Raw genomic sequence first — 25,420 nt, 5'->3', positions numbered from 1 at the left:
TCGGTGTCGTGACACCGACCGCGCAGTCTTTCGCAGTTCCCCGTCGTCAGCGAACTGATTTCCGTACTGTTCGTCGATCGATTCCGGATCGTTTTCATACGGTCTGACAGTCCGTCCGCTCCGCCTGCCCTGTCCGGGCCGGGACGGGCCGGTTTCAGGTGCCGTGGGTGGGCAGCAGCAGGATCTGCTCGGGGTCGTAGCGCCGCCAGGCGGGGTCCGTGCCCGCGCCGAGCAGGCGCAGGCGGCACCAGGGGTCGCCCTCGGGGGAGTGCCACCAGGCGTTGATCCGGCCGAGGATCCAGGTGTCGGTGTCGTCGAGGCGCACCTCCACCGGCTGGTAGGCGTGCCGGACGTCCTGTTCCGGCGGGGACCAGGCGGGTTCGGTCTGTAGCTGCGGAGGGAGCACTGCGGGCCTCCTTCGAGTCCGGTCGGCGGGGGCGGCGGGTGAGGGGTGCCCGAACGGCCCGGCGGTGGCGGTCGGGAACACTCTACAGAGGTGTAGATACCGATGGCGGCCAATCCGCCACCGCGGCGCAACGCCGCCGCCCGGACGGCGGGTTCGAGCCACGGCGGCCGCGGTGCCGACGGTCCGGCCTCCCGCCCGGCCGTCCGTCTCCGGTCCGTCCGTCTTCCGCCTGCCCGTCCGGTCATAGACTCGGCGGATGACTGCTGAGGACTCCTCGATCGAGGCCGTCGGCGCCCTCGCCGACCCGGTGCGGCGCGCCCTCTACCGGCACGTGGCCGACGCGCCGGAGGAGGTCGGCCGGGACGCGGCCGCCGCCGCGGTCGGTGTCTCCCGCACGCTCGCCGCCCACCACCTCGACAGGCTGGTCGAGGCCGGCCTGCTGGTGGCCGCGTACCGCCGCCCCTCCGGCCGCACCGGCCCGGGCGCGGGCCGCCCGGCCAAGCTGTACCGCCGCGCCGCCGCCGAGATCGCCGTCGCCCTGCCGCCCCGCTCCTACGGCACGGCGGGCCGGCTGCTCGCCGAGGTGGTCGAACGGGCCGGACTCGACCGCCGCCTGCAGGACGCGGCCCGCGCGGAGGGCGAGCGGGAGCGGACCCCGGACGCGGACCTGCCGGCCGTGCTGCGCGAACGCGGCTACGCGCCGTACCCCGACGGCCCGGGCGACCCCGGCGGCCCCGGCGGCTCGGGCGGCTCGGGCGGTGAGGTGCTGCGGCTGCGCAACTGCCCCTTCCACGCGCTGGCGGACGAATTCCCGGCGCTGGTCTGCGGAATGAACCTGGCCCTGCTGGAGGGGTTGGCGGGCGAGGGGTGGACGGTCGCGATGGACCCGGGGCCGGAGGGCTGCTGCGTCTCGTTCTCTAAAAACAATATCCATTGACTATAGAAGCCAGGTCGGGCCATGCTGGCGGCATGACCCCCCTTCAGCCCGCCCCGCCCACCCAGCCGATCCAGCCCGACCGCTTCGCCCAGCCGCCCGGCACCCAGCTCGCCCAGGTCAACATCGGGCGCACCGTCGCCCCGCTCGACAGCCCCGCGCTGGCCGGGTTCGTCGCCCAGCTGGCCGAGGTCAACGCGCTCGCCGAACGCAGCCCGGGCTTCGTCTGGCGGCTGGTCGACGACGCGGGCGCCGACGCGACGGGGCTGCGCCCCGACCGGGACGACGACCTGCTACAGATCAACTGCTCGGTCTGGGAGTCCGTCCGGGCGCTCCACGACTACGTCTACCGCAGCGACCACCTGCGCGTCCTGGCCAGCCGCCGCGACTGGTTCCAGCCCCCGGCCGCCGCCCACCTGGCCCTCTGGTGGGTCCCGGCCGGCCACCGCCCGGACGTCGCCGAGGCGATGGCCAGGATCGCCACCCTCCGCGAGCACGGCCCGGGCCCGGACGCCTTCACCTTCCGCGAACTGCGCGGCGCGCGCTGAGGCGTCCGGCCCGGGCCCCGGTCACTGGATCGGGCTCAGCCGGATGCCGGATGCGGTGACCGCCTCGACGGTGCTGGGGCCCGGGCCCGGGTTCTCCAGGGCGAGGGTGCGGGTGGCGGGCGCGGGCTGGTCGAGCCGGTGGGCGGGGGTGGTGACGACCAGCCGGGAGACCCGGCGGCTGGCGGCGACCAGCAGGTACGGGGTGCCGTTCGGGGCGCGCCAGCGGTACTGCGCGACGGTGTCCTGCTCGTAGCGGCTGCAGGCCCGGCCGTCCGCGTGCGCGAGCCGTTCCGCCGGGGCCCGGTTCGGTGGGAGGACGGCCGCCGCCGCGCTGCCGGAGCCGTCCCAGTGGTCGGCCCGCAGACAGGCCCAGGCCAGTTCGCCGGCGTTCTGCGGGAGCTTCTGGTCGGCGAACTCCCACAGGTTCAACTGTCGTACGCCGGGCCCGGATTCGGGAACGGCGCAGGCGCCCGCGGCCCAGCGCTGGAGGGCCTGCGGGCCGACCGCCTCGCGCGGCGGACGGGCCGGGGCGGCGGGGTCCGGCGGCGGGGTGTAAGTGAGGTGCGCGGGGGTGAGGCCGCCGAGGTCGGCCAGCAGGAAGGCGTGCTGCTCGGCCACCACCGGGTCCGAGCGCAGTTGCAGCACCGGCCCGGGGCAGCCGGCCGCGGCCGTGCCGGGGACGGGGTCGGTCACCCCGGCGGGGAAGGCGAGCGGACGTTCCGCCTCGTCCGGCCGGTCGAGCCGCCGGGTCGCGGCGGCGGCGATCCAGGGCGCCAACAGGTACCGGGCGCCGCGCGCGTCGCGGCGCAGCACGACGGCGGCCCCCGCCGTCACGTCGCTGTCCCCGGCGGCGGACAGCGCCAGGGCCGGGGCGGCGGCCGGTTCGGCGGCCGGTCCGTTGGCGGGTCCGTTGGCCTGGGGCTCGGTGTAGCGGGCCAGGGTCCGGCCGTCCGCGAGCAGCACCACGGCGGTGCCGTCCAGCCGTCCCGCGTACAGCAGTCGGGGGGTGGCGGCGGGCGGTCCGGGGCGGCTGCCCGGTTCGGCGGCGGTGTCCGGTCCGGCCTGCCGCCAGGCGCTGACGGCGCGTCCGACCAGGGCCGGGTCGTCCCGGAGTTCGCCGCGGGCGGGCCAGACGTCGAGGCCCAGCTTCGCGGTCTTCCGCCACAGGTCGTCGGCGCCGCGTTCGACGGTGAGCGGCCCGGCGGCGGGCGGTGGCGCGGCCGGACGGTCGGAGCGGGCCGGGGCCAGCAGCGGGACGGCGGAGACGGTGACCGCGACCGCGACCGCCGCCACGGCCAGCGCGGTCAGCCGGCGCCGCCGCAGCAGCAGGTCGCCCGGCTGCAGGTGCACCGCGCACGCGTCGTAGCCCGGCGGGAGGTCGGCCCAGGCGGGCGTGTCGAGGGCGCGCAGCAGTTCGGAGCCGGCCCGGACCGACTCGGCGGGCGTCTCCACCCCGGCCCAGGCCAGCACCTCGGCGGCCTCCGGCCCGGTCAGGCCGTCCAGCGCCCGGAGCGCGAACCCGGCCCGGGCCGGTGCCGTCAACTCGGCGAGCCGGGCGTCCAGTTCGGCGTCCACCTCGGTCGGCGGCGTGAACAGTCGCACCCCCCACACCCGGGGGAACACCGCCCCCGGCCGGCGCCGCCGGCGCACCGCCGCCCGCACCACCCGGACCCGCAGCGCCGCGTACCCGTCCTCGCCGGGGCCGGTCCCGTCGCCCACCGCGCGCCCGGCGCGCACCGGCAGCGCCCGCTGCACCACCCCGTGCGCCGCCAGCACCCGGGCGTGCCGCCCCCGGTCGGTCGGCAGGGTCAGGTACGCCAGGCACACCAGCCGCCGGTAGTTCCGCACCAACACGGCCTCCGCGGAGCCCGGTCGGCCTCCGGTGGCGGCCACCCCGGGCCGCGGCAGCGTCTTGAGATCCATCGGCCCCTCCAAGGCGCGGGAAGTCGAACCCCGTACGTCGGACGGACCAACGAGTGGATCATCGGATGGTTGCGCCATCCGGGTCGCTCCCCGCTCCGGCACCGGCACCGGCTGCGGTTTCGGCCGCGCCACCGGTCCCGGACTCGGTCCGCTCCTCCGGGGCCCGGGTGCGGTGCGCGTTCTCCAGCCACCACACGTGGTCGCGCTCGCTCTCCTCCAGGTGCTCGGTCCGCCGTCCGACGTGCGCGACGAACTCGGCGGGCAGCCGGACCGCGTGGTCGACGACGTAGTGGGTCAGCCCCTCGGGCCAGATGTAGTGGCCGTCGGAGTAGTCGCGCCACCCGTTGACGCGTCCGCACAGCCGGCAGCGGGAGGAGCCCATCCAGTGCCCGGCGATCTGCCCGCGCTCCAGGTAGGCGGCGACGAAGCCGCGTTCGGATTCGTCCCAGCCGGGGTCGACGAGGTCGGCGGGGTTCGGCAGCGGGCCCCGTTCGCCCTTGGGGGCCCAGAAGCCGAGGCTGCGCAGGGGGCCGGCGTCACCGGCGAGTGGTTCGGACATGGGCCGAGGCTGGCACGGCGGCGCTCCCGGTGTCACCCGAATTGCCCGCGCCGCCAGCGGAGTTCGCCGCGGGCGCTCCCGGCGTCCGCCGAACCTCCCCGGGGCCTCCTCCGGGCCTCCTCGAATTCGCCGCCGTACGGGTGAAGACCGCTGCTCTGAGTAGTCAGTCGGTAGCGCTCTGCTGCTATCAATTGCGGTGCGCTCACTCACGAGCCGCCACCGCAAACGACGGTCGGCATGCGAAGCGTGCGACCGCAGCGAGAACGGACTCCTCCCGATGGCATTCGCACTCCGTAGGACCCTCGCCCTGACCGCCCTGGCCCTCACGGCCTCCTTCCTCCCGGCGGGCCAGGCGGGCGCGGCCGCCCCGGCGCCGCACCCGGGGGTCTACTGCCTGGCCAACGCCTGGGGCACGTCGAACATCGGCACCAAGCCGTGCGACGCCAACGACAAGGGCCAGCACTTCACCACCGGCGGCGAGCGGATCTCGCTCACCAACGCGCCCGCGTACTGTCTGGCCAACGCCTGGAACACGCCGAACGTCGGCACCAAGCCGTGCGACCCGACCGACCTCGGCCAGTACTTCAGCGTCTCCGGCCAGCAGATCGCGCTGACCTACGCGCCCGGCTACTGCCTGGCCAACGCCTGGGGCACGCCGAACGTCGGCACCAAGCCGTGCGACGCCAACGACCCGGGCCAGCACTGGGTGGTCTTCAACGACCAGATCAGCCTGGCGTACGTCTGATCCGTCCTGCCGGTGCGACGGGAGCCCCGGACTCCCGTCGCGCCGGTTCCGCCGCGCCCGTCACGGTCGGACCGGTCACGGTCGGACCGGGCCGTCGTGGCGGGCGCTGGAGCGCCAGTCGGCGGTGCGGACCAGGCACTCCAGGTGGGCGAGGCGGAACGGGCCCAGGCCGGGATCGGCGCACAGGGCCGCGACCGCCGGCGTCCAGGAACCGCCGGGCCGGAACGGCGCGGTGTCGAGCGAACGGGCCGGGAAGCGCTCGCCGGTGGAGACGGAGACCGGCGGCGTGCGGTCGCCGTCGCGGACGCCGAGCAGGCTCCCGGCCGGCTCGCCGGGCTCCGGGCGGACCGCGACCCGGACCTGGCCGTGGTGCGCCGCCACCAGGTAGGCCACCAGCGCCGGATCGGCGGCCGTCGGCGCCGGGCCGGTGTCGGACGGGGGACGGGGGTGCCAGTGGTCGCCGCTCAGCAGCAGGAGCGCGCTGACCAGCTCGTGCCGGAAGTACGGGCGGGCGGAAACCCCGGTGCTCCAGGGGGACTTGGACTTGGCCAGCAGGCCGTCCGGCGGGTCGCCGCCGCCCCCGCCGCGCAGCTTGTCCTGGAACACGTCGTGGCACTTGCCGAGGTCGTGCAGCCGGGCCGCCAGCGCCACCGCCGCCCGCTGCGGGCCGGACAGGCCGGGCAGGAGGGCGGTCAGCGCGCGGGCCTCCTCCTCGGTCTCCCGCAGGTGCCGGTCCAGGCTCACCCAGGCGGTGCACGCGGTGGTGGCCGGCGTCCGGCCGGTGAACAGCGACGGCACCGGCGCCGCGCTGTCCGGCGACCAGCCCGCGCCCGGCAGGTGCCCGCCGCGCGCCGCGTCGAGGGTCAGCAGCGCACCGGCCCGCAGGTCGTCGGCGCGGGCGGGCCGCCAGCGCCCGTCGGCCCGGTCCCGCAGCCAGGCGCCGTCCGGCACCTCGTCCAGCGGCACCTCGCACTGCTCGGCCCGCCCCGGCTCCGGCTCGTCCGGCGCGGGCTGCCCGCCGGCCCAGGCGCGCCAGGCGACGAAGGCCGTACGGCCGGTGTCGGTGTCGGTGTCCGGGTCGGAGTCCGCGTCGAGGTCGGTGGCGGGGGCGGGGTACAGCCACCGGCTCGGGTCGGCGGGTTCGGCGCCGCGCGAGGTGTCGAACAGGGCCGCGAGCTCGGCCGCGCCCAGCGCGGGGGAGCGGACGCGGGCCGGTGCGATGCCGGCCCGGAACAGCTCCCCGGCATCGACGGCCGCCCCCTCGTGCGCCGCCAGCCAGCGTTCGACCCCGGGCTCGGCGCCGGTACCCGCCGACGAGCCCGGCCGGCCCGGCAGGCCCGGCGGGCCCGGCAGGCCCGGCGGGCCCGGCAGGCCCGGTGGCAGGCACCACAACAGCTCGCCGCCGTCCGGGAGTTCGCCGTGCCGGTTGCACCGCCCGGCCCGCTGGACGAGGGCGCTCCACGGCGCGAGCTCGGTCAGCACCACCCGGGCCGACAGGTCCGACCCGGCGTCCAGCGCCCGGGTTGCGACCAGGAACCCGTCCGCCGGCAACTCCCGTACCAGGGAACGCCGTTCGTCCGAGCGCAGGTAGGGGTGCAGCAGTACGACCGGCTGCCCCGGGGCCGCCGCGCGCAGCGCGTCGCGCAGGGCGCGGGCCCGCCGCCGGTCGCCGAGGACGGCGATGCTCCGGGTGCCGGGCCGGTGGGCGGCGAGCAGCGCCGCGACCAGGCCGGGCAGGTACCGGGCCGGGTCCGGGTCGGCGGGCACCCGGCGGATCCGGCGCAGCGCGCCCGGCCGGATGCTGCCCGGCGGGGGAGCGGAGCCGTCGCCGACCGCCGACAGCCAGGTGCTGCCGGTCGGCGCGGTCGTGCCGAGCCGATCGCGCAGCTCCTGCAGCCGCTCGCCGGCGGCCAGCGCCGGGCCCAGCAGGTGGGCCTCGTCGAACACCCAGTGCGCGTCGTTGTTGAGCAGCGCGAACGACACCGGCGCCATCGTCCGGGCGTCGGCGAGGCCGCGCATCAGCGCCCGGCTCAGCAGCGCGTCGTGCGTGCCGACCAGGATCGCGGTCCGCTCCGGCCGTCGCCGCCAGGCGCCGTTCTGCGCGTCCGGCCCGGCCAGCAGGTGCAGGTCGACCGCGTCGGCCAGGCCCAGCCGGTGCAGCCAGTCGCCGATCCGGTCGTGCGTCCAGTCCGCGAGGCTGCCCCGCGGCAGCACGTACACCAGCCGCCGAGCCGTCTGCCCCGGCGCGGACACCGTCCGCCGGTACAGCCACGCCAGCACCGCCGCCGCGCTCTTCCCACCCCCCGACGGGACCCGGGCCGCACCCGGCAGCCCGTGCTCGGCCCACGCGCGCTGGTAGGCGTACGGCCGGTGGCCGGTCGCGGTCCGGAAGAACTCCGGGTAGTCCCCGAACTCCCCTGGTCGGCCCGTCATTTCTCCACGCCCCCCTCAACGCTCCGGAATACCCCGGGGCCCGTCTTCGAACCCCCGGCAGCGGCCCTGCGGCTCACCCGGCCTCGGGCCGGGCGGCGCCCCCTCGGTGCCCGCGCTCCCGGCGGGCCCGGCGGGGGCCGCGCACTCGGACGCGCTCGGCCTTGCGCCCCGGTGCGGCGAGCGGGCCCCCGCTGCCCGGCGGCGGGCGAGGAGGGCGCGTGCCGGGCGTCGCGGGCCGGGCGGGGGTTCGACGGGCCCCAGGGCACCCCGCCGACGGGCCGGCACCGTCAGAGCAGGGTGGCCGGATCCGTGTTGGCCCCGCACAGCACCACGCACACCCGCTCGTCCGGGGCCGGCAGGTAGCCGGAACCGACGGCGGCCAGCGCGGTGGACGCGGCGTGCTCGACGGCGAGCCGGTGCTCGGCCCACAGGGCGCGGCGGGCCTCGACGATCGCCGCGTCCGGGACGAGGACGGTCCGCACGTCCGGGTGCCGGGCCGCGGCGAAGGCGTCCGCCGAGACCCGGCGGGCGCCCAGCGAGTCCGCGGCGACCGAGTCGACGGGCACGTCCACCGGCGCGCCGGCCGCCAGCGCGGCGTCCAGCGCCCGGCAGTTCTCCGGCTCCACCGCGACCACCCGCACCCCGTGCGCGCGCGCCGCCGCGGCCACGCCCGCGAACAGGCCGCCGCCGCCCACCGACACCACCAGCGTGTCCAGGCCCGGGAGTTGCGCCAGCACCTCGGGCACCAGGGTGCCCGCGCCCGCCGCCACCAACGGGTGGTCGTACGCGTGCGAGGCCAGCGCGCCGCTCGCCGCCGCGAACTCCTCGCAGGCCGCCAGCGCCTCCGCGTACTCGCCGCCCGCGAACCGCACCTCCGCGCCGTAGCCGCGCAGCCGCTCCACCTTCACCGGCGGCGCGCCCACCGGCAGGAACACCGTCGCCCGGACCCCCTCCCGGCGGGCCGCCCAGGCGCACGCCAGCCCCGCGTTCCCGCCCGACGCGATGGTCACCCCCGCCTCCGGCAGCGCACCCGAATCCCGGTGCGCCCGGAGGAAGTTGACCGCGCCACGGGCCTTGAACGACCCGGTGTGCTGCAGGTGCTCCAACGCCAGCCACACCCCGCCGGGCCCACCCGGCACCACCCCGACCGGACGGACCAGGCCGGCGATCCGCCCGGCCGCCTCCCGGACGTCGGACTCGCTCAACTGTCGGGACGGGTCGTACACCTGGGGCACGGGGACTCCGATCGGTCACGGCGGGAACGGACCGTCCCAGCTTGCCACCCATCCGGGGCCGGGCCGGCTCCGAATCGGTGAACGGCAGCACCCGCCCCCACCCCGGACGGCCCCCCGCACCATCCGGCAGACCACCCGACGACCCGACGAGCAGACGACCGGACCACCCGGCAGACGACCGGACCACCCAGGTGTCGGCAGGAACCCGACCCGACACCGCCAGGCACCCGTACGGAAACCAGCGCCATGACACTCGCCATCGTCCTGTTCACCCAGGACCTGCGCCTGCACGACAACCCCGCCCTGCACGCCGCCCACACCCGGGCCGACCAGGTCGTCCCGCTGTTCGTCACCGACCCGGCGGTCGCCGCCGCCGGCTTCGCCGCCCCCAACCGGGTCGCGTTCCTCTCCGGCTGCCTCGCCGAACTCGACGCCGCGCTGCGCCGCACCGGCAGCCGCCTCACCGTCCGCGAGGGGGACACCGCCGAGCAGACCGCGAAGCTCGCCGCCGAGACCGGCGCCACCGCCGTCCACGTCGCCGCCGGGGTCAGCACCTACGCCCGCCGCCGGGAACAGCGGCTGCGCCGGGCCCTCGGCGAACGGCTGCACGTGCACGACGGCTCGCTCACCGCCGTCCCGCCGGGCGCCGTCCGGCCCATCGGACGCGACCACTACGCCGTCTTCACCCCCTACCTGCGCGCCTGGCAGCAGACCCCCCGCCGCGCCCCCCTGCCCGCGCCCCGCGCCCTGCGCACCCCCGACGACCTGCCCAGCGCCCCGCTGCCCACCGCCACCCCCACCGCCCGCCGCCTCCCCGACCCCGGCGAGGCCGCCGCCCGCCGCACCTGGCAGCACTGGCACGCCGACGACTACGCCGACCTGCACGACGCCCTCGCCGACGACGCCACCTCCCACCTCTCGCCCTACCTGCACTTCGGCTGCCTCTCCGCCAACGAACTCGCCCACCTCGCCGAACAGCGCGGCGGCACCGGCGCCGAAGCCTTCGCCCGGCAACTCGTCTGGCGCGACTTCCACCACCAGGTCCTCGCCGCCCGCCCCGCCGCCGCCCACTCCGACTACCGCCCGCGCCCCGTCCCCTGGCACAACGACCCCGACGAGTTCGCCGCCTGGCGCGACGGCCGCACCGGCTTCCCCGTCATCGACGCCGCCATGCGCCAACTCGCCGAGACCGGCTGGATGCACAACCGCGCCCGGCTGCTCACCGCCAGCTTCCTCAGCAAGTCCCTGCACCACGACTGGCGCCCCGGCGCCGCCCACTTCCTGCACCACCTCGTCGACGGCGACCTCGCCAACAACCAGCTCAACTGGCAGTGGACCGCCGGCACCGGCACCGACACCCGCCCCAACCGCGTCCTCAACCCGCTCGTCCAGGCCGACCGCCACGACCCCGAGGGCACCTACGTCCGCCGCTGGCTCCCCGAACTCGCCCACCTCCCCACCCAGGACATCCACCGCCCCTGGCAGTCCCTGCTCTGCCCCGCCGACTACCCCGACCCGATCATCCCGCCGGACGCCACCGGCCACCGCCTGCGGACCGCCCTCGGCAAGTGAGGCCCGGCGCCGCGCCGTTGACCGACCCGGCACCGCCGGCCGGGGTCCGCACGCGCGGGGACGGCCGTGGCCCCCGGCCGCTCAGGGCGTCGGCGGCGCTGTCGGGTCCGTCGGCGGCGCCGGGGTCATCAGGACGAAGTCCGCGCCGGACGGGTCGACGCAGACGGACATCCGGCCGATGCCCGGCGCGGTCTCGGGCGGCATGACGACGAGGCCGCCGCGCTCCTGGACGGTGGCGGCGGCCGCGTCGCAGTCGGGGACGGCGAAGACCGGGTGCCAGGCGGGGACGCCGCCGGAGAGGGTGAGGGCGGCGGGGGAGACCTGGAGCAGGCCTCCGTGCATGCGCTCGGCGGGCTGGCCGGCCGGGGTGAGGACGGTGTAGGCGGTCTCGGGGGTGCCGGGCATCGGGGTCGCCTCGTGCTGCCAGCCGAAGACCGCCTCGTAGAAGGCGAGGGCGGCGCCGGCGTCGGTGGTGTAGAGCTCGGTCCAGCAGAGCGAGCCGGGGCGGTCGGCGGCGGCCAGGCCGCCGCCCGGGCCGGGGGTGCAGACCGCGAACCTGCCGCCCTGGGGGTCGGTGAACCGGGCCGCCGTCGAGGCCCGGCCCGGAACGTCGCGCGGCCCGACCCGGACGGTGCCGCCGGCCCGCAGCACGGAGGCGGCGGTCTCGTGGACGTCCGGGGTGAAGAAGTACGGCGTCCAGGCCGGGCGGGCGCCGCGCTCGACGAGCGGGCCGAGGCCGGCGGCGGCGAGGCCGTCGGTGGTGGCGAGCAGGGAGTCGTCCGCGCCCCCGGGCCGCTCGAACCGCCAGTCCAGGACCGGGCCGTAGAACGCGGCCGCGGCGGACACGTCGGGTGCGCCGAGTTCCAGCCAGCAGGGCGAGCCCGGAACGAAGTCGGTGGTGAGCACGGCGTTCTCCCTTCGCCGGACGGCTACGGGGTGTTCCCTTCCCCCAGCCTGGCACCAGCCGGTGCCGGGCGCGTCCCGGCGGCGCGGAGGCGGACCGCGGGGGACGGACCGCGCCCCGGTTGGTACCGCCAACCGGAGGAAATCCTGTGCAGATCGTCTGGCCGGGCAGCGAATTCGACCGTAGAGCGGACTCCGGGCATGACATTTCGCGGAAATTACTCCTTCCAGCCGCTAAATCGTCACCTGGAACAGGGTTGCCGCCGGAGGAAACGGGCAGGGGGCCGCATACCCCAAGCGGCCCCAGAGAAAGGCAACAGAGTGGCACTGAGCGTGAGCTACGGGGAGCGATACGGCTGGACGGTGGTCCAGGTGGCGGGCGAGGTGGACATCAGTGGCGTCGCCGCCCTCCGGGAACGCCTCCAGCGACTGGTCACCGACGGCTGCCTGCGCATGGTGGTCGACATCAGCCGGGTCGACTTCTGCGACTCCACGGGCTTCGCCGTCCTGGTGGCCACCCGCCGCATGCTGTCCTCCCGGGACGGACAACTGCGGCTGGTCCTGCCCGGACCCGACGTCCACACCCGCAAGATCCTCCAACTGTTCGGCATCGAGCGGATCTTCGACGTGCACGACTCCGTCGACGAGGCGCTCGCCGACCTGCGCGAGGCCGTCCTGACCGGAGACACCGCCCTGAGCGGCGCCGCCGCCCCGAGCGGGGACGCGGTCCTGAGCGGTGGCGCGGTCCTGAGCGGGGACGCCGCCGACGCCGTCCCCCGCCCCCGGGAGGGCACCCGCGCCAGCACCGGCGACTGACCCGCGCGGCCGGGAGCGGAGGGCGGGAGCCCGCCGGGCGGACGGCGCCGTCGACGGCGTCAGCGCGGCGTACCGAAGTCCTGCGTCCACCAGGGCCCACCACCGCCCAGGTGGACACCCACACCCAGCTCGGTGAACTTGCAGTTCAGGATGTTCGCCCGGTGCCCCGGGCTGTTCATCCAACTGTCCATCACCGCGGCCGCGTCCTTCTGACCGCGCGCGATGTTCTCACCCCAACCGCTCCACGCGTACCCGACGGCGTCGATCCGCTGCTGCGGACCGGCGCCGTCCGGGTTGGTGTGGTCGAAGAAGTTCCGCGCCGCCATGTCCTCGGAGTGCCCCAGCGCCGCCGCCGCCAACTTCGCCTCGGCCGCCACCGGCCCGCAACCCGCCTGCGCCCGCTGGGAGTTGACCAGCTCGACGACCTGCTGCGCGAGATCCGCCGAACGCTTCGAGGCGGACGCGGAGACGGCGGCCTGCGCGGCGGACCCGGACGGCGACCCGGGCGGCGACGTGCGGGAGGGCCGGGGCGGGGGCGGGGACAGGGAGGGACTGGGGGACGCCGTGGGCGCGGGGGTGAGGCTGGGGGACGGAGTCGGGGCCGGGTCCGGTGCGGTGGCGCCCGTCGGGTCGACCAGCGGCAGCGCGGACGAGGGCGCCGACGGCCGCGGGTCGGCCGGGCCCGCCGCCGCGGTGGGCGCGTCCGAGTCGCCGACCACCACCAGCAGCCCGGTCACCACCGCCAGCGCGGCCACCACCCCGCCGCCCAGCACCACCGCCCCGGGCCCGCGCCGCCGGGCCCGCCGACGGCCGCGCCGCGCACCCGCCCGGTGCGAGCCACCCTGCCGGTGCGAGCCACCCCGCCGGTGGGAGCCCGGGGCGGAGGAGGCACCGGGGGAGTCGGTGGAGTCGGTGGGGGAACCGGCGGGAAAGGCGGTCGGCAGGCCCGGGTACCCGGCGCCGGGCGGCAGCGGCAGCATGGCCAGGCCCGCCAGCAGGCCCTCGGCCGGGACCAGGCCGCGGCGCTGCTCGTCGCAGACCGCGCACTCCCGGGCGTGCCGGCCGATCCGCTTGCGCCACAGCGCGCCGGGGACGCCGTCCCAGCCGGCGGTGGCCTCGGCCAGCCACGGGCAGCCGGGCACGGCCGCCAGCGCCCGCACCACCACCCGGGCGGCCTGCAACTGCCCCTTCATCCGCTGGACCCGGACCGCCGCGTGCTGCGGGGTCACCTCCAGCGCGGCGGCCAGCTCGGCCCGGGAGAGCTCGCCCGCCGCCTCCAGCCACCACAGCGCCAGCAGGTCGCGGTCGTCCGGGTCGAGCCAGCGGGTCGCCTCCGCGACCTCGCGGCGCTGCTCGGACAGGCCGAGCCGGACGATCGTCAGGCCGACGAAGTCCGCCCCCGGGTCGGCGACCGCCGTCGGGTCCGGCACCGCCTCCAGCTCCCGGGACTCCCGCAGCCGGCGGCGGGCCTGGTTCAGCGCGATCGCCACCAGCCAGCTCCGGAACGCCTCCGGGTCGCGCAGCCCGGCCAGGCCGTCGACCGCCCGCAGCATGGTCTCCTGCACCACGTCGTCGGTGTCCGGGTGCCCGGACAGCGCCCGGCCCACGACGTTGTACACCAGCGGCAGGTGCCCGCCGACCAGTTCCGCCACCGCCTGCCGGTCACCGCGCTGCGCCCGCCCGACCAGCGCCGCCGCCCGCCCACTGTCCACAGCCCGGCCCGTCCTCGTGTTCTCGCGTCCTGCCCTCACACCCTCGGAGATCCGCCGGGCAGCGGCGGATAACGCAAAAGCCGCCGGAACCTGCCCCGCCGTCCCCGGCCGTCCCGGCAGTCCCGAAGCATAGAGCGGGCGGCCCGGGCGGTGGAACGCCGGAACGCCGGAGCGGGCCCGCGCGGACTGCGCGGACCCGCTCCGGGGGACGGCCGGGATCAGTACCAGTGGTGGGACTGCCAGAACGACCAGGCGCCGCAGGGGCTGCCGTACCGGCTGTTCATGTAGTTCAGGCCCCACTTGATCTGGGTGGCGGGGTTGGTGCGCCAGTCCGCACCGGCCGAGGCCATCTTGGAGCCGGGCAGCGCCTGGACCAGGCCGTAGGCGCCGGACGACTTGTTGGACGCGGTGTAGTCCCAGCCGCTCTCGCGCTGCACGATCTGGCTGAAGCACTGGAACTGGGCGTCGTCGCCGATGATCTGCCGGGCGGTGTCCTGCACCGAGCCGGCCGGGATCGAGGCCAGCGCGCTGACCGACGCGGCCTGGTTGGCCGCCTCCTTGGCCTTCTTCGCCTCGGCGGCCTTCTTCGCGGCGGCGTCCGCCTCGGCCTTCTTGGCGGCCGCCGCGTCGTCCGCGGCCTTCTGCGCGGCGGCGTCGGCCTCGGCCTGCTGGGCGGCCTTCTCCGCGTCGGCCTTGGCCTGGGCGTCGGCCGCGGCCTGCAGGCGGGCGGCCTCCTCGGCGGCCTTCTTCGCGGCGGCGTCGGCGGCGCTCTGCTGGGCGTCGGCCTGCCGGCCGATGCCGTCGCTGACGTGCTGGGCCCGCTCCCCGGTGGGCGCGTCCGCGAACAGCGTGGCGCTCGCGACGTCGACCGTCTGGACGGGCTTTCCCTCGCTGCCCGCAGCCACGCCGACGACGGCGCCGACGGCGGTCACCGCGGTGGCGGAGACGACAGCGACACCCCGGACCGAGATCCGAGTCACATGCTTTCCTTCCGGCATCGCCCGGCGAGGTGACCGTACGGGCGCACATCTGCCCCGGGCACTGGCCTCCGTCGAGCACTGGTCACGGGAGGCGCTGGCTCGGCCGTCCGTCCGGGCGGACCCGGCAGGAGCGGCACGATCGAGCGGCGTACGGCGCTGCGGTTGGTTCAGTTGTCCGCCCGCCGACCGGAGTTGCCGGGCATTCAGGGCCGTACGCGGGGCCTGACGTCGATTCACCCTGCCGCACCCGGACGCGTCCACGCAATCGCCTGGGCCGTGGCGGATCTCACACCGCCCCCGCCCCGGGACGCACGGTGCGGGGAAAGTGACGTACCGTCAGTTCCGGAGCCGCTCGGAAAGCCCCCGCACCTGACCGTGGCCGGTCAGAGCCGGTGCGGCCCCCGCACCCGCCCCTGGAGCACCAGGAGAAGAAGGAGACGGACGGATGGACACTCGATCACCCCGGCCCTGGTTGCGCGCGGCGGCGGCCCGCGGGTTCTCGCTCGGCTCGACGGGCTCGTTCCTCTCCATCGGCTCGGTCGGCTCGTTCCTGTCGATCGGCTCGGTCGGCTCCGCGCTCTCGATCGGCTCGATCGGCTCCGCGCTGTCCGTGCTGTCGATCAGCTCCTGGCGCAGCACCGCCGCCGTGCTCTCCGCCGAATCGACCCTCGCCGTCCTCTCCTACCGCTCGGTGTGCGCCGTCCAGGCCGCCCACCGCCGCCGCGGCGGCAGCGGGCGCCGCTGAACTCCCCGCGCTGCCGCGCCCTCCGTGCCGTTCCGGGGAATGTCGGTGGCGCCTGGGAGCGTGTACGGATGAACGAGCCGCTCACCCCCGTCGCCGCCTACTGGAACGCCGCCGCCCCCGCCTTCGACCGGGAGCCCGACCACGGCCTGCGCGACCCCGCCGTCCGGGCGGCCTGGCGCCGCCGCCTCGCCGAGTGGCTGCCCGGCGCGGGGCTCGACGGGCGCGACGGGGGCGACGGGCGCGACGGGTTCGGGGGGACCGCAGGGCTCGACGTGCTCGACGTCGGCTGCGGCACCGGCTCGCTCGCCCGGCTCCTCGCGGAGGCCGGGCACCGGGTCACCGGCGTCGACCTCGCCCCCGCGATGGTCGACCTCGCCCGGGAGAAGTTCGCCGCCGCCGGGCTGACCGGTCGCTTCCTGGTCGGCGACGCGAGCCGCCCCCCGACCGGCGGCGACCGCTACGACGCGGTGCTCTGCCGCCACCTGCTCTGGACGCTGCCCGACCCCGTCGCCGCGCTCCGCGAGTGGACCGCCCGCCTGCGCCCCGGCGGCCGGCTGCTGCTCGTCGAGGGCCGCTGGCGCGAGGCCGGCGCCCCGGTCGAGCCGTACGCCCCCGGCGCCGAGGGCCTCCCCTGGGCCGGTGGCGTCCCCGCCGGAACCCTCACCGCCGCCCTCCGCCCCCTCGTCCGCACCCTCCGCGTCCACTCCCTGGCATCCGAGCCGGCCCTCTGGGGCGGACCGGTCCACGACGAGCGCTACGCGGTGCTGGCCCACCTGTAGCCGCGCGGCTCCCCGCCGCTTCACCACTCCTCGTCCGGCACGGGCGCGCCGCCGATCTCGACCCACAGGTACTCCCGGCCGCGCGCCTTCCGGTGCCCGAACCGGTCGCCCCGGGCCAGGACGGCGAGGACGGCCGCCGCCCGCTCCCAGCCGCGCCCGTCGCGCACCCGCACGGACACCCGTACCGCGCCGCCGCCGGTCCAGGTGATCGAGGGCCGTTCGCCCATCAGCGTCCGCAACTCCCCGGCGAGAGCGCCCGCTTTCGCGCGGGCCGCTCGGGCCGCCGCCAACTCCCGGTCCGTCAGCGGGTCGTACGGCTCGCCGCCCTGCACGTCCGGTACTCCTCGGGCACCTGCCCGCATCTACCGCTCCTTCGTCAACTCCGGCTCCCACCAAGGGTCTACCGGAGCGGGCCCGGCCGCGCAGCGGAAACCCGGAAGGTGTCCCGGCGGCTCGCGCGTGATCAGCGCGACTCCCCGAACCGCTGGTGCGCGACGCCGCCCCCGGGAGAGGCTGTCGGGGGCGGCCCTTCGGGCCCATCGGCTGGGGACGGAACGGAGCGGGACGGTGGAACTGATCATCCTCGGAGACGACGGCGACGCGATCGAGGCCCTGGCGGCGATCGCCGGGGAACGCGGCATCACCGACGCGGCCGTGGTCTCGCTCGTCGGCGCGGCCCGCTCCTTCACGGTCTCCACCATGAACGCCGACCGCCCCTGGGAGAAGGTCCACACCGCCGGCCGGCTGGCCGAGGTCGCCGGCAACGGCGAGATCCGCGACGGCGTCCCGAACATCCACGTCACCTGCGGCCTGGAGGGCGGCCGAGCCCTCTCCGGCCACCTGGAGACCGCCGAGGTCGGCGGCCCCTACACGCTGCACGTCTACCTCCAGCGGCTCTGAGGCACCGGCCCGGCGACCTGGGGGGCCTGGAGGCGGAGGCTCAGAGCAGCGCCGAGTCGTCCGCGCCGAGCCAGACGCGGGCGGCGGTGTCGAGGGGGAGGTCGAGCGCGGCGCAGAGGCCGACGACGGTGCCGAAGCCGGGGCTGGGGAGACGGCCCATCTCGATCTTGCGGAGGGTCTCGGGGGAGATGCCGGCGCTCTGCGCGACGGTGGCGGGGTCGCGGCCGGCCCGGGTCTCGCGGAACAGCGTGCCCAGGCGGCGGCCGGCCTCGATCTGCTCGGGGGTCAGGGGGACTCGCACCATGCGGACACGCTACCGGGTCCGGTCGGGGCGGCCGGTGCGGTGGCGGTGGGGCGGTGCCGGTGCTGCGCGCCCGCACCTCCGGGGGCGCCCCGGCCGCCGGGCCTCCGGCCGGGCCCGGCTCAGCGCAGCGGCAGTTCGGGGCCGCCGCGTTCGGACGCCGGGCGGGGGCCGTGGATGCGCCGGTCCGCGGCGGTGATCCGGACGTCGTCGATGCTGGCCTCGCGGCGGCGCATCAGGCCGCGGGCGTCGAACTCCCACAGCTCGTTGCCGTGGCTGCGCCACCACTGGCCGTCCGCGTCGTGCCACTCGTACTGGAAGCGGACGGCGATCCGGTCGTCCTCGAACGCCCAGAGGTTCTTGCGCAGGGCGTACTCGTGCTCGCGCTGCCACTTCGCGGTCAGGAAGGCGGTGACCTCGGCGCGGCCGGTGAGGAAGATGTCGCGGTTGCGCCAGACCGTGTCGGGTGTGTAGGCGAGGGCGACGCGTTCGGGGTCGCGGGTGTTCCAGGCGTCCTCGGCGGCCTGGACCTTGGCCAGCGCGGTGGCGCGGGTGAAGGGCGGGTGGGGCGGGCGGTCCTCGGACATGGCGGCCTCCGGCGGCTCCGGGCGATGGTGGAGAACGTACGTTCTCCATCCTGGTGAGGCCTACGCTAGGGAACGACCGTTCTCCACGTCAAGGACCAGCCCGCCGGAGCCGCCGATGCCCGCCCCGCTCACCGAGGACCAGACCCGCCAGGACGGCGAGGTACTGCTCGACGCCGCCGAGGCGCTGTTCTACGAGAAGGGGTTCCGCGCCGTCGGCATGGACGAGGTGCGGGCCGCCTCGGGCCTGCCGCTGAAGCGGATCTACCGCCTGCACCCGGCGAAGGACGACCTGGTGGTGGCCGTACTGCGCCGCCGCGACCTGCGCTGGCGGGCCCGGCTGACGGCTGCGGTCGAACGGGCGGCGGAGCCCCGGGCCCGACTGCTGGCCGCCTTCGACTGGCTGGGGGAGTGGTTCGCCGAGCCCGGCTACCGGGGCTGCGCCTGGATCAACGCCTTCGGCGAACTGGGCCCGGCCTCCCCGGCGGTGCTCGCCGAGGTGCGGGCGCACAAGGACGCCTTCCACGCCCTGCTCGACGACTGGGCCCGGGCCGCCGGCCTCGCCGACCCGGCGCCGGTCCGGCTGCTCGCGGAGGGCGCCATCGTGACCGCCGCGATCGGCGGCGACCCCGCCCCGGCCCGCCAGGCGAGGGCCGCCGTGCAGGCGCTGCTCGATGCCGCCCGCTGAGCCGCCCCCGCCTGGCGGGGCCGGGGGGCGCGACGGCGCCCCCGCGATCGTCCGGGCCGGTGCCGCGGTGCTCCCACGGTGCCGCTGCGGCCGTGCTGCGGTATTTGAATACCGGAATGCTGCTAGCGTGTCGCTGTCCATCGCCGGTATTTGAATACCGGCTGTCCTCACGACCGGGCGGCCGGGCGGCCGCCGGGCAGGGAGCTGTGCCGTGATCGAGCTGAAGACCCCGCAGGCGATCGAGAAGATGGCCGTCACCGGCCGGTTCGTCGCCCAGACGCTGGCCGAGCTGTCGGCGCTCGCCGAGGTCGGGCGGGACGTGATGGACCTGGAGCTGCGGGCCCGGAAGCTGGTGGCCGACCGCGGTGCCGAGTCCTGCTACTGGGACTACGAGCCGTCCTTCGGCCGCGGCCCGTTCCGGAACGTGATCTGCCTGTCGGTGAACGACGCGGTGCTGCACGGGCAGCCGCACCCCTATGTCCTGCGGGACGGGGACGTGCTGAGCCTGGACTTCGCGGTGTCGATCGACGGCTGGGTGGCCGACTCGGCGGTCACCGTCATCGTCGGCACCCCGGACGAGCGGGACGTCCGGCTCGCCGAGTCGACCCGGACCGCGCTGGACGCGGCGATCGCCGCCGCCGTCCCCGGCAACCGGATCGGCGACATCTCGGCGGCCATCGCCGAGGTCGGCCAGGGCGCGGGCTACCGGATCAACGGCGACTTCGGCGGCCACGGCCTGGGCCGCACCATGCACGAGGAGCCACACGTCGCGAACCTCGGCCGCCCCGGGCGCGGCCTCGAACTGCGCCCCGGGCTGACCCTGGCGCTGGAGCCGTGGTGGTGCGCGGGCTCGGCGAAGCTCCGGGTCGACGCCGACGGCTGGACGCTGCGCTCGGCGGACGGCTCGCGCGGCGCGCACTCCGAGCACACGGTCGCGATCACCGAGGACGGGCCGCGGGTGCTCACCACCCTCTCCTGAACGGGCCTCCCCGGAGGGCTGGTTCGGCCACGGCGGGTGACGGCGCGGTGCACGGTGGGTGGCCGCTGTGGCCCGTCCCATAGCCGGATCGCTGGACAGTCGGCGCGCGGTCAACGGGGGGCCACGGAGGGTGCGCGCTTCCCCGGCCGGGGGCGGTCAAAACCGGTGAGGCCGGTCACAGCGGCCGGCGGCCGGGCCCGGGAAATCGCGGTCCGTCCGCCCGCCGGAGGCCGTTGTACCGGCGGTAACCAGCCTCTGACCTGGATAAACCTTGGAATGCTTGGAGTTCCGTCGGATCGCCCGTAACTTCGTAACCAGTGCAGGGCGCACTACCCGGGATCACCCGAAACCAACGCCCCGGTGCGGCAGACCAGCCGCCCGACGGGCAGGGTGACCGCGACGGAGAGCGGGTCGGACATCGACCGCCCCGTCCGATCCACAAGCGCGAGAGACCGAAGGCCCTTCCGGGCCCCTGGTTCCGCCTTGCCTGCCCGGGGCATCCGAAAGGAATCGCATGATCTTCCGTAACGAGACTGCCGCCACCAAGACCGCCACCACCGCCGACCAGGGCAACCGGAAGCGCAACCGCGTCCGTGGCGCCATCGTCGCGGGCACCGCGGTGGCCGTTCTCCCGGTGGCCGGCCTCGTGACGGCGACCTCGGCCTCGGCCGCGGACGTGTCCACCTGGGACAAGGTCGCCCAGTGCGAGTCGACCGGCAACTGGTCGATCAACAGCGGCAACGGCTTCTACGGCGGCCTGCAGTTCACCTCCTCCACCTGGGCCGCCTTCGGCGGCACCGCCTACGCCCCGCAGGCCAACCAGGCCACCAAGGCGCAGCAGATCGAGATCGCCGAGAAGGTCCTGGCGTCCCAGGGCCCGGGCGCCTGGCCGGTCTGCTCCGTGCAGGCGGGTCTGACCCAGGGCGGCGCGGCCGCCAAGGTCGACACCTCCAGCAGCTCCACCGCCGCGAGCAGCACGAACAGCAGCAACGCGACCTCCGGCAACACCAGCAGCAGCACCAAGTCCGCGAAGTCGGCCACCACCCAGACCGACTCCGCCTCCACCAACACCGACAGCTCCGCCTCCGCCTCCGCCGACCAGGGCCGCCAGTCCTGGAAGAAGAGCACCACCACCAACGCCGGTGGCGGCAGCTACACCGTCAAGTCCGGTGACACCCTGAGCGCCATCGCGGCCGCCAACGGCACCTCGGTGGACGCGCTGTACAGCGCCAACGCCCAGACCATCGGCGCCTCCGCCGATGTCATCTACCCGGGCCAGGTCCTCTCCGTCTGATCGGCCTGATCAGGCTCCGGTAGGACCGGACCGCACGCACGACGCCGGACGGCCGCCCCTCATGTCGGGAGGGGCGGCCGTCCGGCGTTCTCGCACGTCAGCGGCGTGGCCGCCGGAGGTGCGACCAGTGAGGGGTGCGGTCAGTCGAACCAGTCGGGGTCGGCGGCGTCGAGCAGCCCGCGCAGCGCCGCCCGGTCGCGGAACGCCTCCGCCAGCAGCGCCCCGAGCTCGCGCAGCGCCGCCCCGTCGTCCCCGTACGCGACGAACATGCCGGCCTCCGGGTCGTACCGGAACCGGCCCTCCAGGTGCGGCGCCCGGGTGCGGACGGCGGAGCGCGCCACCGCCTCCCAGCCGTAGCCGCCGTTCTGCTGCCCGGCCGCCTCGAACGCCTCGTCGACCTCGACCATCCGGTCGTCCGTCAGCAGCAGGCCGTACGAACCCGGCCGGTGGTCGTACTCGATCAGCACCAGCGGGTCGAAGGTCTCACGATCAGCAGTCATGGCACGGACGCTAGCGGCGCCCACCGACAGCGCCCGCCGACAGCGCCCCGGCGGGGGCGTCAGGACGGCAGGACCTCCTCGACCGCGCTGGTGCCCGAGCCGGGGCGGGACTCCCAGTCCCAGGTCTCGTCCAGTCGCAGCCGGCCGTCCGGGAGGCGGGTCAGGACGCTGACGCAGTGGCCGGAGTTGGTCTCGCCGGCCCGGTTGAGCTGCACGTACCGGAAGTCGACGGTGTCGCCGGTGCGGGTGCCGACCAGGTGGCCGTGCACCACCTCGCCGCCGCGGTAGTCGGCCCACACCAGGCCCTCGTCCTCGTGGTAGGCGAACCGGGTGCCCGGGTCGACCTCGCCCTGTTCGGGGCGGGAGACCGGGGCGAACTCCAGTCCGTCCAGCGAGGGCAGCGCGAACAGCATGACGGTCTCCCTGGGGTGCGAGGAGGGGGGCGCGTCCAGTCGACCACGCCGGGCCGTCCGCCGACCGGGGCATCCGCATCATGGACAGCCCGGTCGGTCGGGTCATGTGAGGGTCATGACAGTGTCATGGTCGGGCAATTGCCCTTCTGGCAAAGGTAAGTGACCGAACCTCACACTTTGGTACAGACCATTGACGCCTATTCGGCCCGCTGCCTAGCGTTTCGCTCACATTCGCCGGGACCGTCCGCAGACGTGCGCCCGGCCGTACGGGGGAGAACCACCATGAAGCGATCCGTCCTGCCCGCGCTCGGGCTGACCGCCGCCCTGCTGCTCGCCGCCACCGGCTGCGGCTCCGACGGCTCCGAGACGACCACCGCCACGAGCAGCGCGGCCGCCGCCGAGACCTACGGCTGCCTGACGCCCGCCCAGAGCGCGGGCGCGTTCCGACTCGCCGCCCCCGGCGCCGATCTCGGCGCCTACTACCGCGACTCCACCGCCGGGAAGGCCGCCGTCGGCCTGGTCTTCGCCCCGCAGGCCGGCGGTTCGCTGTGCGACTGGCAGCCGTACTACGACGAGTTCACCGCCGCCGGGTACGCGGTGGTCGGCTGGATGGCCGGCGGCGGCGGGCCCGGCGACGTGAAGGCCGCGATCCAGCTGCTCAAGTCGCACGGCGCCACCTCGGTCGCGCTGGTCGGCGCCTCCAAGGGCGCCAGCGCCTCGCTGGAGGCCGCCGCCGACCCGGCCGGCGCGCCGCTGCCGATCAAGGCGGTCGTCTCGCTCAGCTCCCCGGAGGGCTACCCCGGCGAGTCCGACGCGGCGAAGGCCGTCCTGACCGGCACCGTGCCGAGCTTCTTCGCCGCCGAGGAGGGCGACGGCCGCTTCCCCCGGACCGCGACCCAACTGCACGCCACCGCCGTCGCCCCCGTCAAGCAGCTCAAGATCTACCCCGGCTCCCGCCACGGCGCCTTCCTGCTCGCCGACGGCGCCCTCCCCGACGTCCGCGCCTTCCTGACCGCGCACGCCCCGGCCCAGGGCTGACCCCGGCCCAGGGCTGACCCCGGGCCGGACGCCCCGGACGCCGGCGCCCCGGTCAGGAGCCGTCGTCCGCCCGCTTCCCGTCCGGCGGCCGCTCCCCGTCGTCCGGCCGCTCCCCGTCCGGCGGCGGGTCCTCGAAGCCGACGTCGACGCGCTGCTCCGGGCGGCGCTCCTCCTGGCGGGCGATGTCGGCCAGCACCCGCTCGTCCGGGCCGGTCAGCGGCGGTTGCAGCAGGGAGCGCGGCCACAGCCGGCGGGCCAGGACGGTGTTGGACTCGGCGGCGTACACGGTGACCTGGGCGGCCAGGTAGAGCCAGGACAGCAGGCCGATCACCGTCGCGAAGAACCCGTAGACGGCGGTGGCGTGCCGCAACTGGTGCGCCACCAGGACCGCGCCGAACGCCTGCAGCACGGTGAACAGCGGCCCCGCGAGCAGACTCCCGGGCAGCAGCGCGCGGGCCGCCACCTCCTTCGGCGTGAGGATCCGCAGACAGGCCAGGAACAGCAGCGAGTTGAGCACCGCCGACAGCAGCAGCCCGCCCACCCGCGCCGCCGGACCGCCCAGCGCCGCACCCACCAGCGCCGCCGCGGCGGTGCTCAGCAGCAGCCCGCCGCCCAGCACCCCGAACAGCGCCAGACTGCGCCCCAGCCGCGACCAGTAGCCCGGCCGCCGGACCCCGGGCACGTTCCACACCTCCGCCATCGCGTGCTGCAGCACCTGCGCGATCCCGAGCGCGCCGTAGAGCAGCCCCGCCACCCCGACCACCAGCGCCAGACCACTGCCCCGCACCGAGTGCACGTTCCCGCGCAACTGGTCCCCGATGATCGGGAAATCGGCGAGCGCCGAGTCGAGCACCGCGCGCTGCGCCTCCGGGTGCCCGTGCAGGACGAAGCCCAGCGCGGTGGAGAGCAGGAGCAGCAGCGGCACCAGCGACACGAAGCCGTAGTAGGTGATCAGCGCGGCCAGCAGCCCGCCCCGGTCGTCGCCGTACTTCTTCACCACCCCGACCACGAAGGCCGGCCCCCGGTGGCGCTGCTGGGCGCGGTCGGTGGCGCGCAGGGCGCGCTCGACGGGGTTCATGGGCGCTGCTCCGGGATGGTGACGGGGATGGGGGCGGGGGTGGCGGCATGGTCGGTGGCGCGCGGGGCTGGTTCGACGGGGTGCACGGCGGGTGGCTCCTTCCTCGGCGGTCCGGTCCGGCGGTCCGGTGGCGACTGCGCGTATGCCCCGGTGGCGGGTGTGAACCCGCCCGGGGCGGAAAGGCGGCGGGGGATCCGGAGTCGAGGGCGTCAGGAGGCCGGGCCGGTGTGGTGGTGGAGCGCGGTGCGGCTGGTGGCGGCCGGTGCGGCGGTGGGGCTGGTGCTGTACGGGGTGGACCGGCTGGTGGAGCCGGTGGCGCGGCGGCTGCCGGCCCGGGCCGGGACGGTGCCGCAGGTGCTGCGCGGGTGCCGGAAGCCGATCCTCGCGGTGGCCGCCTGCGGGCTGCTGCTGGCCGCCGGCCCGTGGGTGCGGGCGCCCGGCGGGGTCGGGCACCTGCTCGTGCTGGTCACCATCGGGGCGTGCGGCTGGCTGGCCGCCCGGGCCGCCGGGCTGGTGCTGGACGGGGCGGTGCGGCTCGCGGTGCGGCGCCGGGACGCGGCCTGGGCCGGGCGGGCCCGCACCCAGGCGGGCCTGCTGGGGCGGATCCTGCAGGCGGCGATCGCGGTGCTGGCGCTGGCCGCGATGCTGATGACCTTCCCGGCGGTGCGGGTGGTCGGCACCAGCCTGCTGGCCTCGGCGGGACTGGTCGGCGTGGTGGCGGGCATCGCCGCGCAGAGCGCGCTGTCGAACCTGTTCGCGGGCATCCAGATGGCCTTCGGCGACCTGGCCCGGATCGGCGACGTGGTGGTGGTCGGCGGCGAGTGGGGCACCGTCGAGGAGATCACCCTGACCGCCGTGGTGATCGCCACCTGGGACCAGCGCCGGATCGTCATGCCGATGTCGTACTTCGCCGGCCGCCCGTTCGAGAACTGGTCGCGCCGCTCCGACCGGATCACCGGCACCGCCCTGCTGCACCTCGACCACCGCACGCCCGTCGACCTGCTGCGCGCCGAGTTCGACGCCTACCTGGCGAAGAACCCGCGCTGGGACGGCGAGGGCAGCGCCCTCCAGGTCGTCGACACCACCCCCACCACCCTGGTGGTGCGCGCCCTGGCCACCGCCGCCAACGGCGCCGACGCCTTCGAACTGCGCTGCGAGCTGCGCGAGCACCTGGTGGCGTTCCTGCGCGAGCAGCACCCGTACGCGCTGCCCCGGCTCCCGGTCTCGGCCGCCCCGGGCGAGCCGGGCGCGTCGGGTGTGTCAGGCCAACCGGGCGGGCCGGAGCGGGAGCGGTGGCCGGAGCAGCGGCAGCGGCCGGCGCGGGTGGAGGCCGACGACTGAGGCCGATCCGACCG

The 25,420-nt window shown here is 76.2% G+C and carries 27 protein-coding genes; 13 read left to right on the top strand and 14 right to left on the bottom strand.

The window, feature by feature from the left end:
* Positions 1–154: 154 nt before the first annotated feature.
* Entirely contained in the window at positions 155–406 is a 252-nt protein-coding gene (locus KSE_RS04790) for a hypothetical protein (protein WP_014134143.1), read from the bottom strand.
* 256 nt (positions 407–662) lie between these two features.
* Between KSE_RS04790 and KSE_RS04785 the strand changes: the two genes are divergently transcribed.
* Complete coding sequence (locus tag KSE_RS04785) at positions 663–1,343, top strand: helix-turn-helix transcriptional regulator (protein WP_014134142.1); 681 nt, start codon at positions 663–665, stop codon at positions 1,341–1,343.
* A 32-nt stretch (positions 1,344–1,375) separates the two neighbouring features.
* The gene (locus tag KSE_RS04780) at positions 1,376–1,888 is read left to right on the top strand and encodes a DUF3291 domain-containing protein (protein ID WP_014134141.1); all 513 of its coding nucleotides are present in this window, start codon (positions 1,376–1,378) and stop codon (positions 1,886–1,888) included.
* A gap of 21 nt (positions 1,889–1,909) precedes the next feature.
* On the opposite strand, the gene KSE_RS45620 is transcribed toward KSE_RS04780, so the two are convergent.
* Both KSE_RS45620 and KSE_RS43550 read right to left on the bottom strand, forming a co-directional pair.
* Complete coding sequence (locus KSE_RS45620) at positions 1,910–3,811, bottom strand: hypothetical protein (protein WP_014134140.1); 1,902 nt, start codon at positions 3,809–3,811, stop codon at positions 1,910–1,912.
* A 58-nt stretch (positions 3,812–3,869) separates the two neighbouring features.
* A complete protein-coding gene (locus tag KSE_RS43550; protein ID WP_014134139.1) occupies positions 3,870–4,370 on the bottom strand; it encodes a hypothetical protein in 501 nt (166 codons plus the stop codon).
* Positions 4,371–4,647: 277 nt separating this feature from the next.
* Between KSE_RS43550 and KSE_RS04765 the strand changes: the two genes are divergently transcribed.
* Positions 4,648–5,115 (top strand): ricin-type beta-trefoil lectin domain protein, encoded by a 468-nt coding sequence (locus tag KSE_RS04765; protein WP_014134138.1) that lies wholly within the window; start codon positions 4,648–4,650, stop codon positions 5,113–5,115.
* 75 nt (positions 5,116–5,190) lie between these two features.
* On the opposite strand, the gene KSE_RS04760 is transcribed toward KSE_RS04765, so the two are convergent.
* Entirely contained in the window at positions 5,191–7,548 is a 2,358-nt protein-coding gene (locus tag KSE_RS04760; RefSeq protein WP_014134137.1) for a CRISPR-associated endonuclease Cas3'', read from the bottom strand.
* Positions 7,549–7,835: 287 nt separating this feature from the next.
* Positions 7,836–8,783, bottom strand: a complete 948-nt coding sequence (locus KSE_RS04755) for a threonine/serine dehydratase (RefSeq protein ID WP_014134136.1) — start codon at positions 8,781–8,783, stop codon at positions 7,836–7,838.
* 246 nt (positions 8,784–9,029) lie between these two features.
* Here KSE_RS04755 and KSE_RS04750 point away from each other — a divergent pair, with 246 nt between their 5' ends.
* Positions 9,030–10,355 (top strand): cryptochrome/photolyase family protein, encoded by a 1,326-nt coding sequence (locus KSE_RS04750; protein ID WP_014134135.1) that lies wholly within the window; start codon positions 9,030–9,032, stop codon positions 10,353–10,355.
* Between the two features lie 81 nt (positions 10,356–10,436).
* Here the strand turns inward: KSE_RS04750 and KSE_RS04745 are convergent, their stop codons facing one another.
* Positions 10,437–11,261, bottom strand: a complete 825-nt coding sequence (locus tag KSE_RS04745) for a VOC family protein (RefSeq protein WP_014134134.1) — start codon at positions 11,259–11,261, stop codon at positions 10,437–10,439.
* 318 nt (positions 11,262–11,579) lie between these two features.
* Between KSE_RS04745 and KSE_RS38120 the strand changes: the two genes are divergently transcribed.
* The gene (locus KSE_RS38120) at positions 11,580–12,074 is read left to right on the top strand and encodes an STAS domain-containing protein (protein WP_014134133.1); all 495 of its coding nucleotides are present in this window, start codon (positions 11,580–11,582) and stop codon (positions 12,072–12,074) included.
* A 59-nt stretch (positions 12,075–12,133) separates the two neighbouring features.
* Here the strand turns inward: KSE_RS38120 and KSE_RS04735 are convergent, their stop codons facing one another.
* Positions 12,134–13,786 carry a sigma-70 family RNA polymerase sigma factor gene (locus KSE_RS04735; RefSeq protein WP_014134132.1) on the bottom strand — a complete coding sequence of 551 codons (1,653 nt, stop codon included), beginning with the start codon at positions 13,784–13,786 and terminating at the stop codon, positions 12,134–12,136.
* 218 nt (positions 13,787–14,004) lie between these two features.
* A complete protein-coding gene (locus tag KSE_RS04730; RefSeq protein ID WP_033259768.1) occupies positions 14,005–14,766 on the bottom strand; it encodes an aggregation-promoting factor C-terminal-like domain-containing protein in 762 nt (253 codons plus the stop codon).
* A 445-nt stretch (positions 14,767–15,211) separates the two neighbouring features.
* Between KSE_RS04730 and KSE_RS04725 the strand changes: the two genes are divergently transcribed.
* Both KSE_RS04725 and KSE_RS04720 read left to right on the top strand, forming a co-directional pair.
* Positions 15,212–15,511: a hypothetical protein gene (locus tag KSE_RS04725; RefSeq protein ID WP_193365914.1), complete on the top strand. Its 300-nt coding sequence runs from the start codon at positions 15,212–15,214 to the stop codon at positions 15,509–15,511.
* 68 nt (positions 15,512–15,579) lie between these two features.
* Positions 15,580–16,290 carry a class I SAM-dependent methyltransferase gene (locus KSE_RS04720; RefSeq protein ID WP_014134129.1) on the top strand — a complete coding sequence of 237 codons (711 nt, stop codon included), beginning with the start codon at positions 15,580–15,582 and terminating at the stop codon, positions 16,288–16,290.
* Between the two features lie 20 nt (positions 16,291–16,310).
* On the opposite strand, the gene KSE_RS04715 is transcribed toward KSE_RS04720, so the two are convergent.
* On the bottom strand, positions 16,311–16,652 hold the full coding sequence (locus KSE_RS04715; protein ID WP_106437595.1) for a hypothetical protein: 342 nt from the start codon (positions 16,650–16,652) through the stop codon (positions 16,311–16,313).
* 205 nt (positions 16,653–16,857) lie between these two features.
* On the opposite strand from KSE_RS04715, the gene KSE_RS42690 reads away from it, so the two are divergent.
* Complete coding sequence (locus tag KSE_RS42690) at positions 16,858–17,190, top strand: PCC domain-containing protein (protein ID WP_014134127.1); 333 nt, start codon at positions 16,858–16,860, stop codon at positions 17,188–17,190.
* Positions 17,191–17,230: 40 nt separating this feature from the next.
* On the opposite strand, the gene KSE_RS04705 is transcribed toward KSE_RS42690, so the two are convergent.
* Both KSE_RS04705 and KSE_RS04700 read right to left on the bottom strand, forming a co-directional pair.
* The gene (locus KSE_RS04705; protein ID WP_014134126.1) at positions 17,231–17,494 is read right to left on the bottom strand and encodes a helix-turn-helix domain-containing protein; all 264 of its coding nucleotides are present in this window, start codon (positions 17,492–17,494) and stop codon (positions 17,231–17,233) included.
* A 119-nt stretch (positions 17,495–17,613) separates the two neighbouring features.
* The gene (locus KSE_RS04700; protein ID WP_014134125.1) at positions 17,614–18,078 is read right to left on the bottom strand and encodes a nuclear transport factor 2 family protein; all 465 of its coding nucleotides are present in this window, start codon (positions 18,076–18,078) and stop codon (positions 17,614–17,616) included.
* Positions 18,079–18,193: 115 nt separating this feature from the next.
* On the opposite strand from KSE_RS04700, the gene KSE_RS04695 reads away from it, so the two are divergent.
* From KSE_RS04695 to KSE_RS04685, 3 genes are all read left to right on the top strand, one after another.
* Positions 18,194–18,763 carry a TetR/AcrR family transcriptional regulator gene (locus tag KSE_RS04695; RefSeq protein ID WP_014134124.1) on the top strand — a complete coding sequence of 190 codons (570 nt, stop codon included), beginning with the start codon at positions 18,194–18,196 and terminating at the stop codon, positions 18,761–18,763.
* 211 nt (positions 18,764–18,974) lie between these two features.
* On the top strand, positions 18,975–19,742 hold the full coding sequence (gene map, locus KSE_RS04690; protein ID WP_014134123.1) for a type I methionyl aminopeptidase: 768 nt from the start codon (positions 18,975–18,977) through the stop codon (positions 19,740–19,742).
* A 514-nt stretch (positions 19,743–20,256) separates the two neighbouring features.
* On the top strand, positions 20,257–21,036 hold the full coding sequence (locus KSE_RS04685; protein WP_014134122.1) for a transglycosylase family protein: 780 nt from the start codon (positions 20,257–20,259) through the stop codon (positions 21,034–21,036).
* A gap of 140 nt (positions 21,037–21,176) precedes the next feature.
* Here the strand turns inward: KSE_RS04685 and KSE_RS04680 are convergent, their stop codons facing one another.
* Complete coding sequence (locus tag KSE_RS04680; protein ID WP_014134121.1) at positions 21,177–21,536, bottom strand: immunity 51 family protein; 360 nt, start codon at positions 21,534–21,536, stop codon at positions 21,177–21,179.
* A gap of 59 nt (positions 21,537–21,595) precedes the next feature.
* A complete protein-coding gene (locus KSE_RS04675) occupies positions 21,596–21,949 on the bottom strand; it encodes a hypothetical protein (protein ID WP_014134120.1) in 354 nt (117 codons plus the stop codon).
* A gap of 282 nt (positions 21,950–22,231) precedes the next feature.
* On the opposite strand from KSE_RS04675, the gene KSE_RS04670 reads away from it, so the two are divergent.
* Entirely contained in the window at positions 22,232–22,987 is a 756-nt protein-coding gene (locus tag KSE_RS04670; RefSeq protein WP_014134119.1) for an alpha/beta fold hydrolase, read from the top strand.
* Between the two features lie 52 nt (positions 22,988–23,039).
* On the opposite strand, the gene KSE_RS04665 is transcribed toward KSE_RS04670, so the two are convergent.
* Entirely contained in the window at positions 23,040–24,065 is a 1,026-nt protein-coding gene (locus tag KSE_RS04665) for a YihY/virulence factor BrkB family protein (protein ID WP_014134118.1), read from the bottom strand.
* 225 nt (positions 24,066–24,290) lie between these two features.
* Here KSE_RS04665 and KSE_RS04660 point away from each other — a divergent pair, with 225 nt between their 5' ends.
* The gene (locus KSE_RS04660; RefSeq protein ID WP_014134117.1) at positions 24,291–25,406 is read left to right on the top strand and encodes a mechanosensitive ion channel family protein; all 1,116 of its coding nucleotides are present in this window, start codon (positions 24,291–24,293) and stop codon (positions 25,404–25,406) included.
* Positions 25,407–25,420: the final 14 nt, after the last annotated feature.

It is taken from the genome of Kitasatospora setae KM-6054 (assembly GCF_000269985.1).
In the GTDB taxonomy this organism is placed as follows: domain Bacteria; phylum Actinomycetota; class Actinomycetes; order Streptomycetales; family Streptomycetaceae; genus Kitasatospora; species Kitasatospora setae.
The sequence above is the reverse complement of the archived record's forward strand: the minus strand, read 5'-3'. Positions and strand labels throughout refer to the sequence as shown.

Coding starts and splice junctions, on each gene's coding strand:
- KSE_RS04695 (WP_014134124.1), top strand. CDS start 18,194: ATGCCCGCCCCGCTCACCGAGGACCAGACCCGCCAGGACGGCGAGGTA.
- KSE_RS04760 (WP_014134137.1), bottom strand. CDS start 7,548: ATGACGGGCCGACCAGGGGAGTTCGGGGACTACCCGGAGTTCTTCCGG.
- KSE_RS04785 (WP_014134142.1), top strand. CDS start 663: ATGACTGCTGAGGACTCCTCGATCGAGGCCGTCGGCGCCCTCGCCGAC.
- KSE_RS04720 (WP_014134129.1), top strand. CDS start 15,580: ATGAACGAGCCGCTCACCCCCGTCGCCGCCTACTGGAACGCCGCCGCC.
- KSE_RS04665 (WP_014134118.1), bottom strand. CDS start 24,065: ATGAACCCCGTCGAGCGCGCCCTGCGCGCCACCGACCGCGCCCAGCAG.
- KSE_RS04725 (WP_193365914.1), top strand. CDS start 15,212: ATGGACACTCGATCACCCCGGCCCTGGTTGCGCGCGGCGGCGGCCCGC.
- KSE_RS43550 (WP_014134139.1), bottom strand. CDS start 4,370: ATGTCCGAACCACTCGCCGGTGACGCCGGCCCCCTGCGCAGCCTCGGC.
- KSE_RS04670 (WP_014134119.1), top strand. CDS start 22,232: ATGAAGCGATCCGTCCTGCCCGCGCTCGGGCTGACCGCCGCCCTGCTG.
- KSE_RS04675 (WP_014134120.1), bottom strand. CDS start 21,949: ATGCTGTTCGCGCTGCCCTCGCTGGACGGACTGGAGTTCGCCCCGGTC.
- KSE_RS04680 (WP_014134121.1), bottom strand. CDS start 21,536: ATGACTGCTGATCGTGAGACCTTCGACCCGCTGGTGCTGATCGAGTAC.
- KSE_RS04685 (WP_014134122.1), top strand. CDS start 20,257: ATGATCTTCCGTAACGAGACTGCCGCCACCAAGACCGCCACCACCGCC.
- KSE_RS04705 (WP_014134126.1), bottom strand. CDS start 17,494: ATGGTGCGAGTCCCCCTGACCCCCGAGCAGATCGAGGCCGGCCGCCGC.
- KSE_RS04765 (WP_014134138.1), top strand. CDS start 4,648: ATGGCATTCGCACTCCGTAGGACCCTCGCCCTGACCGCCCTGGCCCTC.
- KSE_RS04750 (WP_014134135.1), top strand. CDS start 9,030: ATGACACTCGCCATCGTCCTGTTCACCCAGGACCTGCGCCTGCACGAC.
- KSE_RS04715 (WP_106437595.1), bottom strand. CDS start 16,652: ATGCGGGCAGGTGCCCGAGGAGTACCGGACGTGCAGGGCGGCGAGCCG.
- KSE_RS04700 (WP_014134125.1), bottom strand. CDS start 18,078: ATGTCCGAGGACCGCCCGCCCCACCCGCCCTTCACCCGCGCCACCGCG.
- KSE_RS45620 (WP_014134140.1), bottom strand. CDS start 3,811: ATGGATCTCAAGACGCTGCCGCGGCCCGGGGTGGCCGCCACCGGAGGC.
- KSE_RS04780 (WP_014134141.1), top strand. CDS start 1,376: ATGACCCCCCTTCAGCCCGCCCCGCCCACCCAGCCGATCCAGCCCGAC.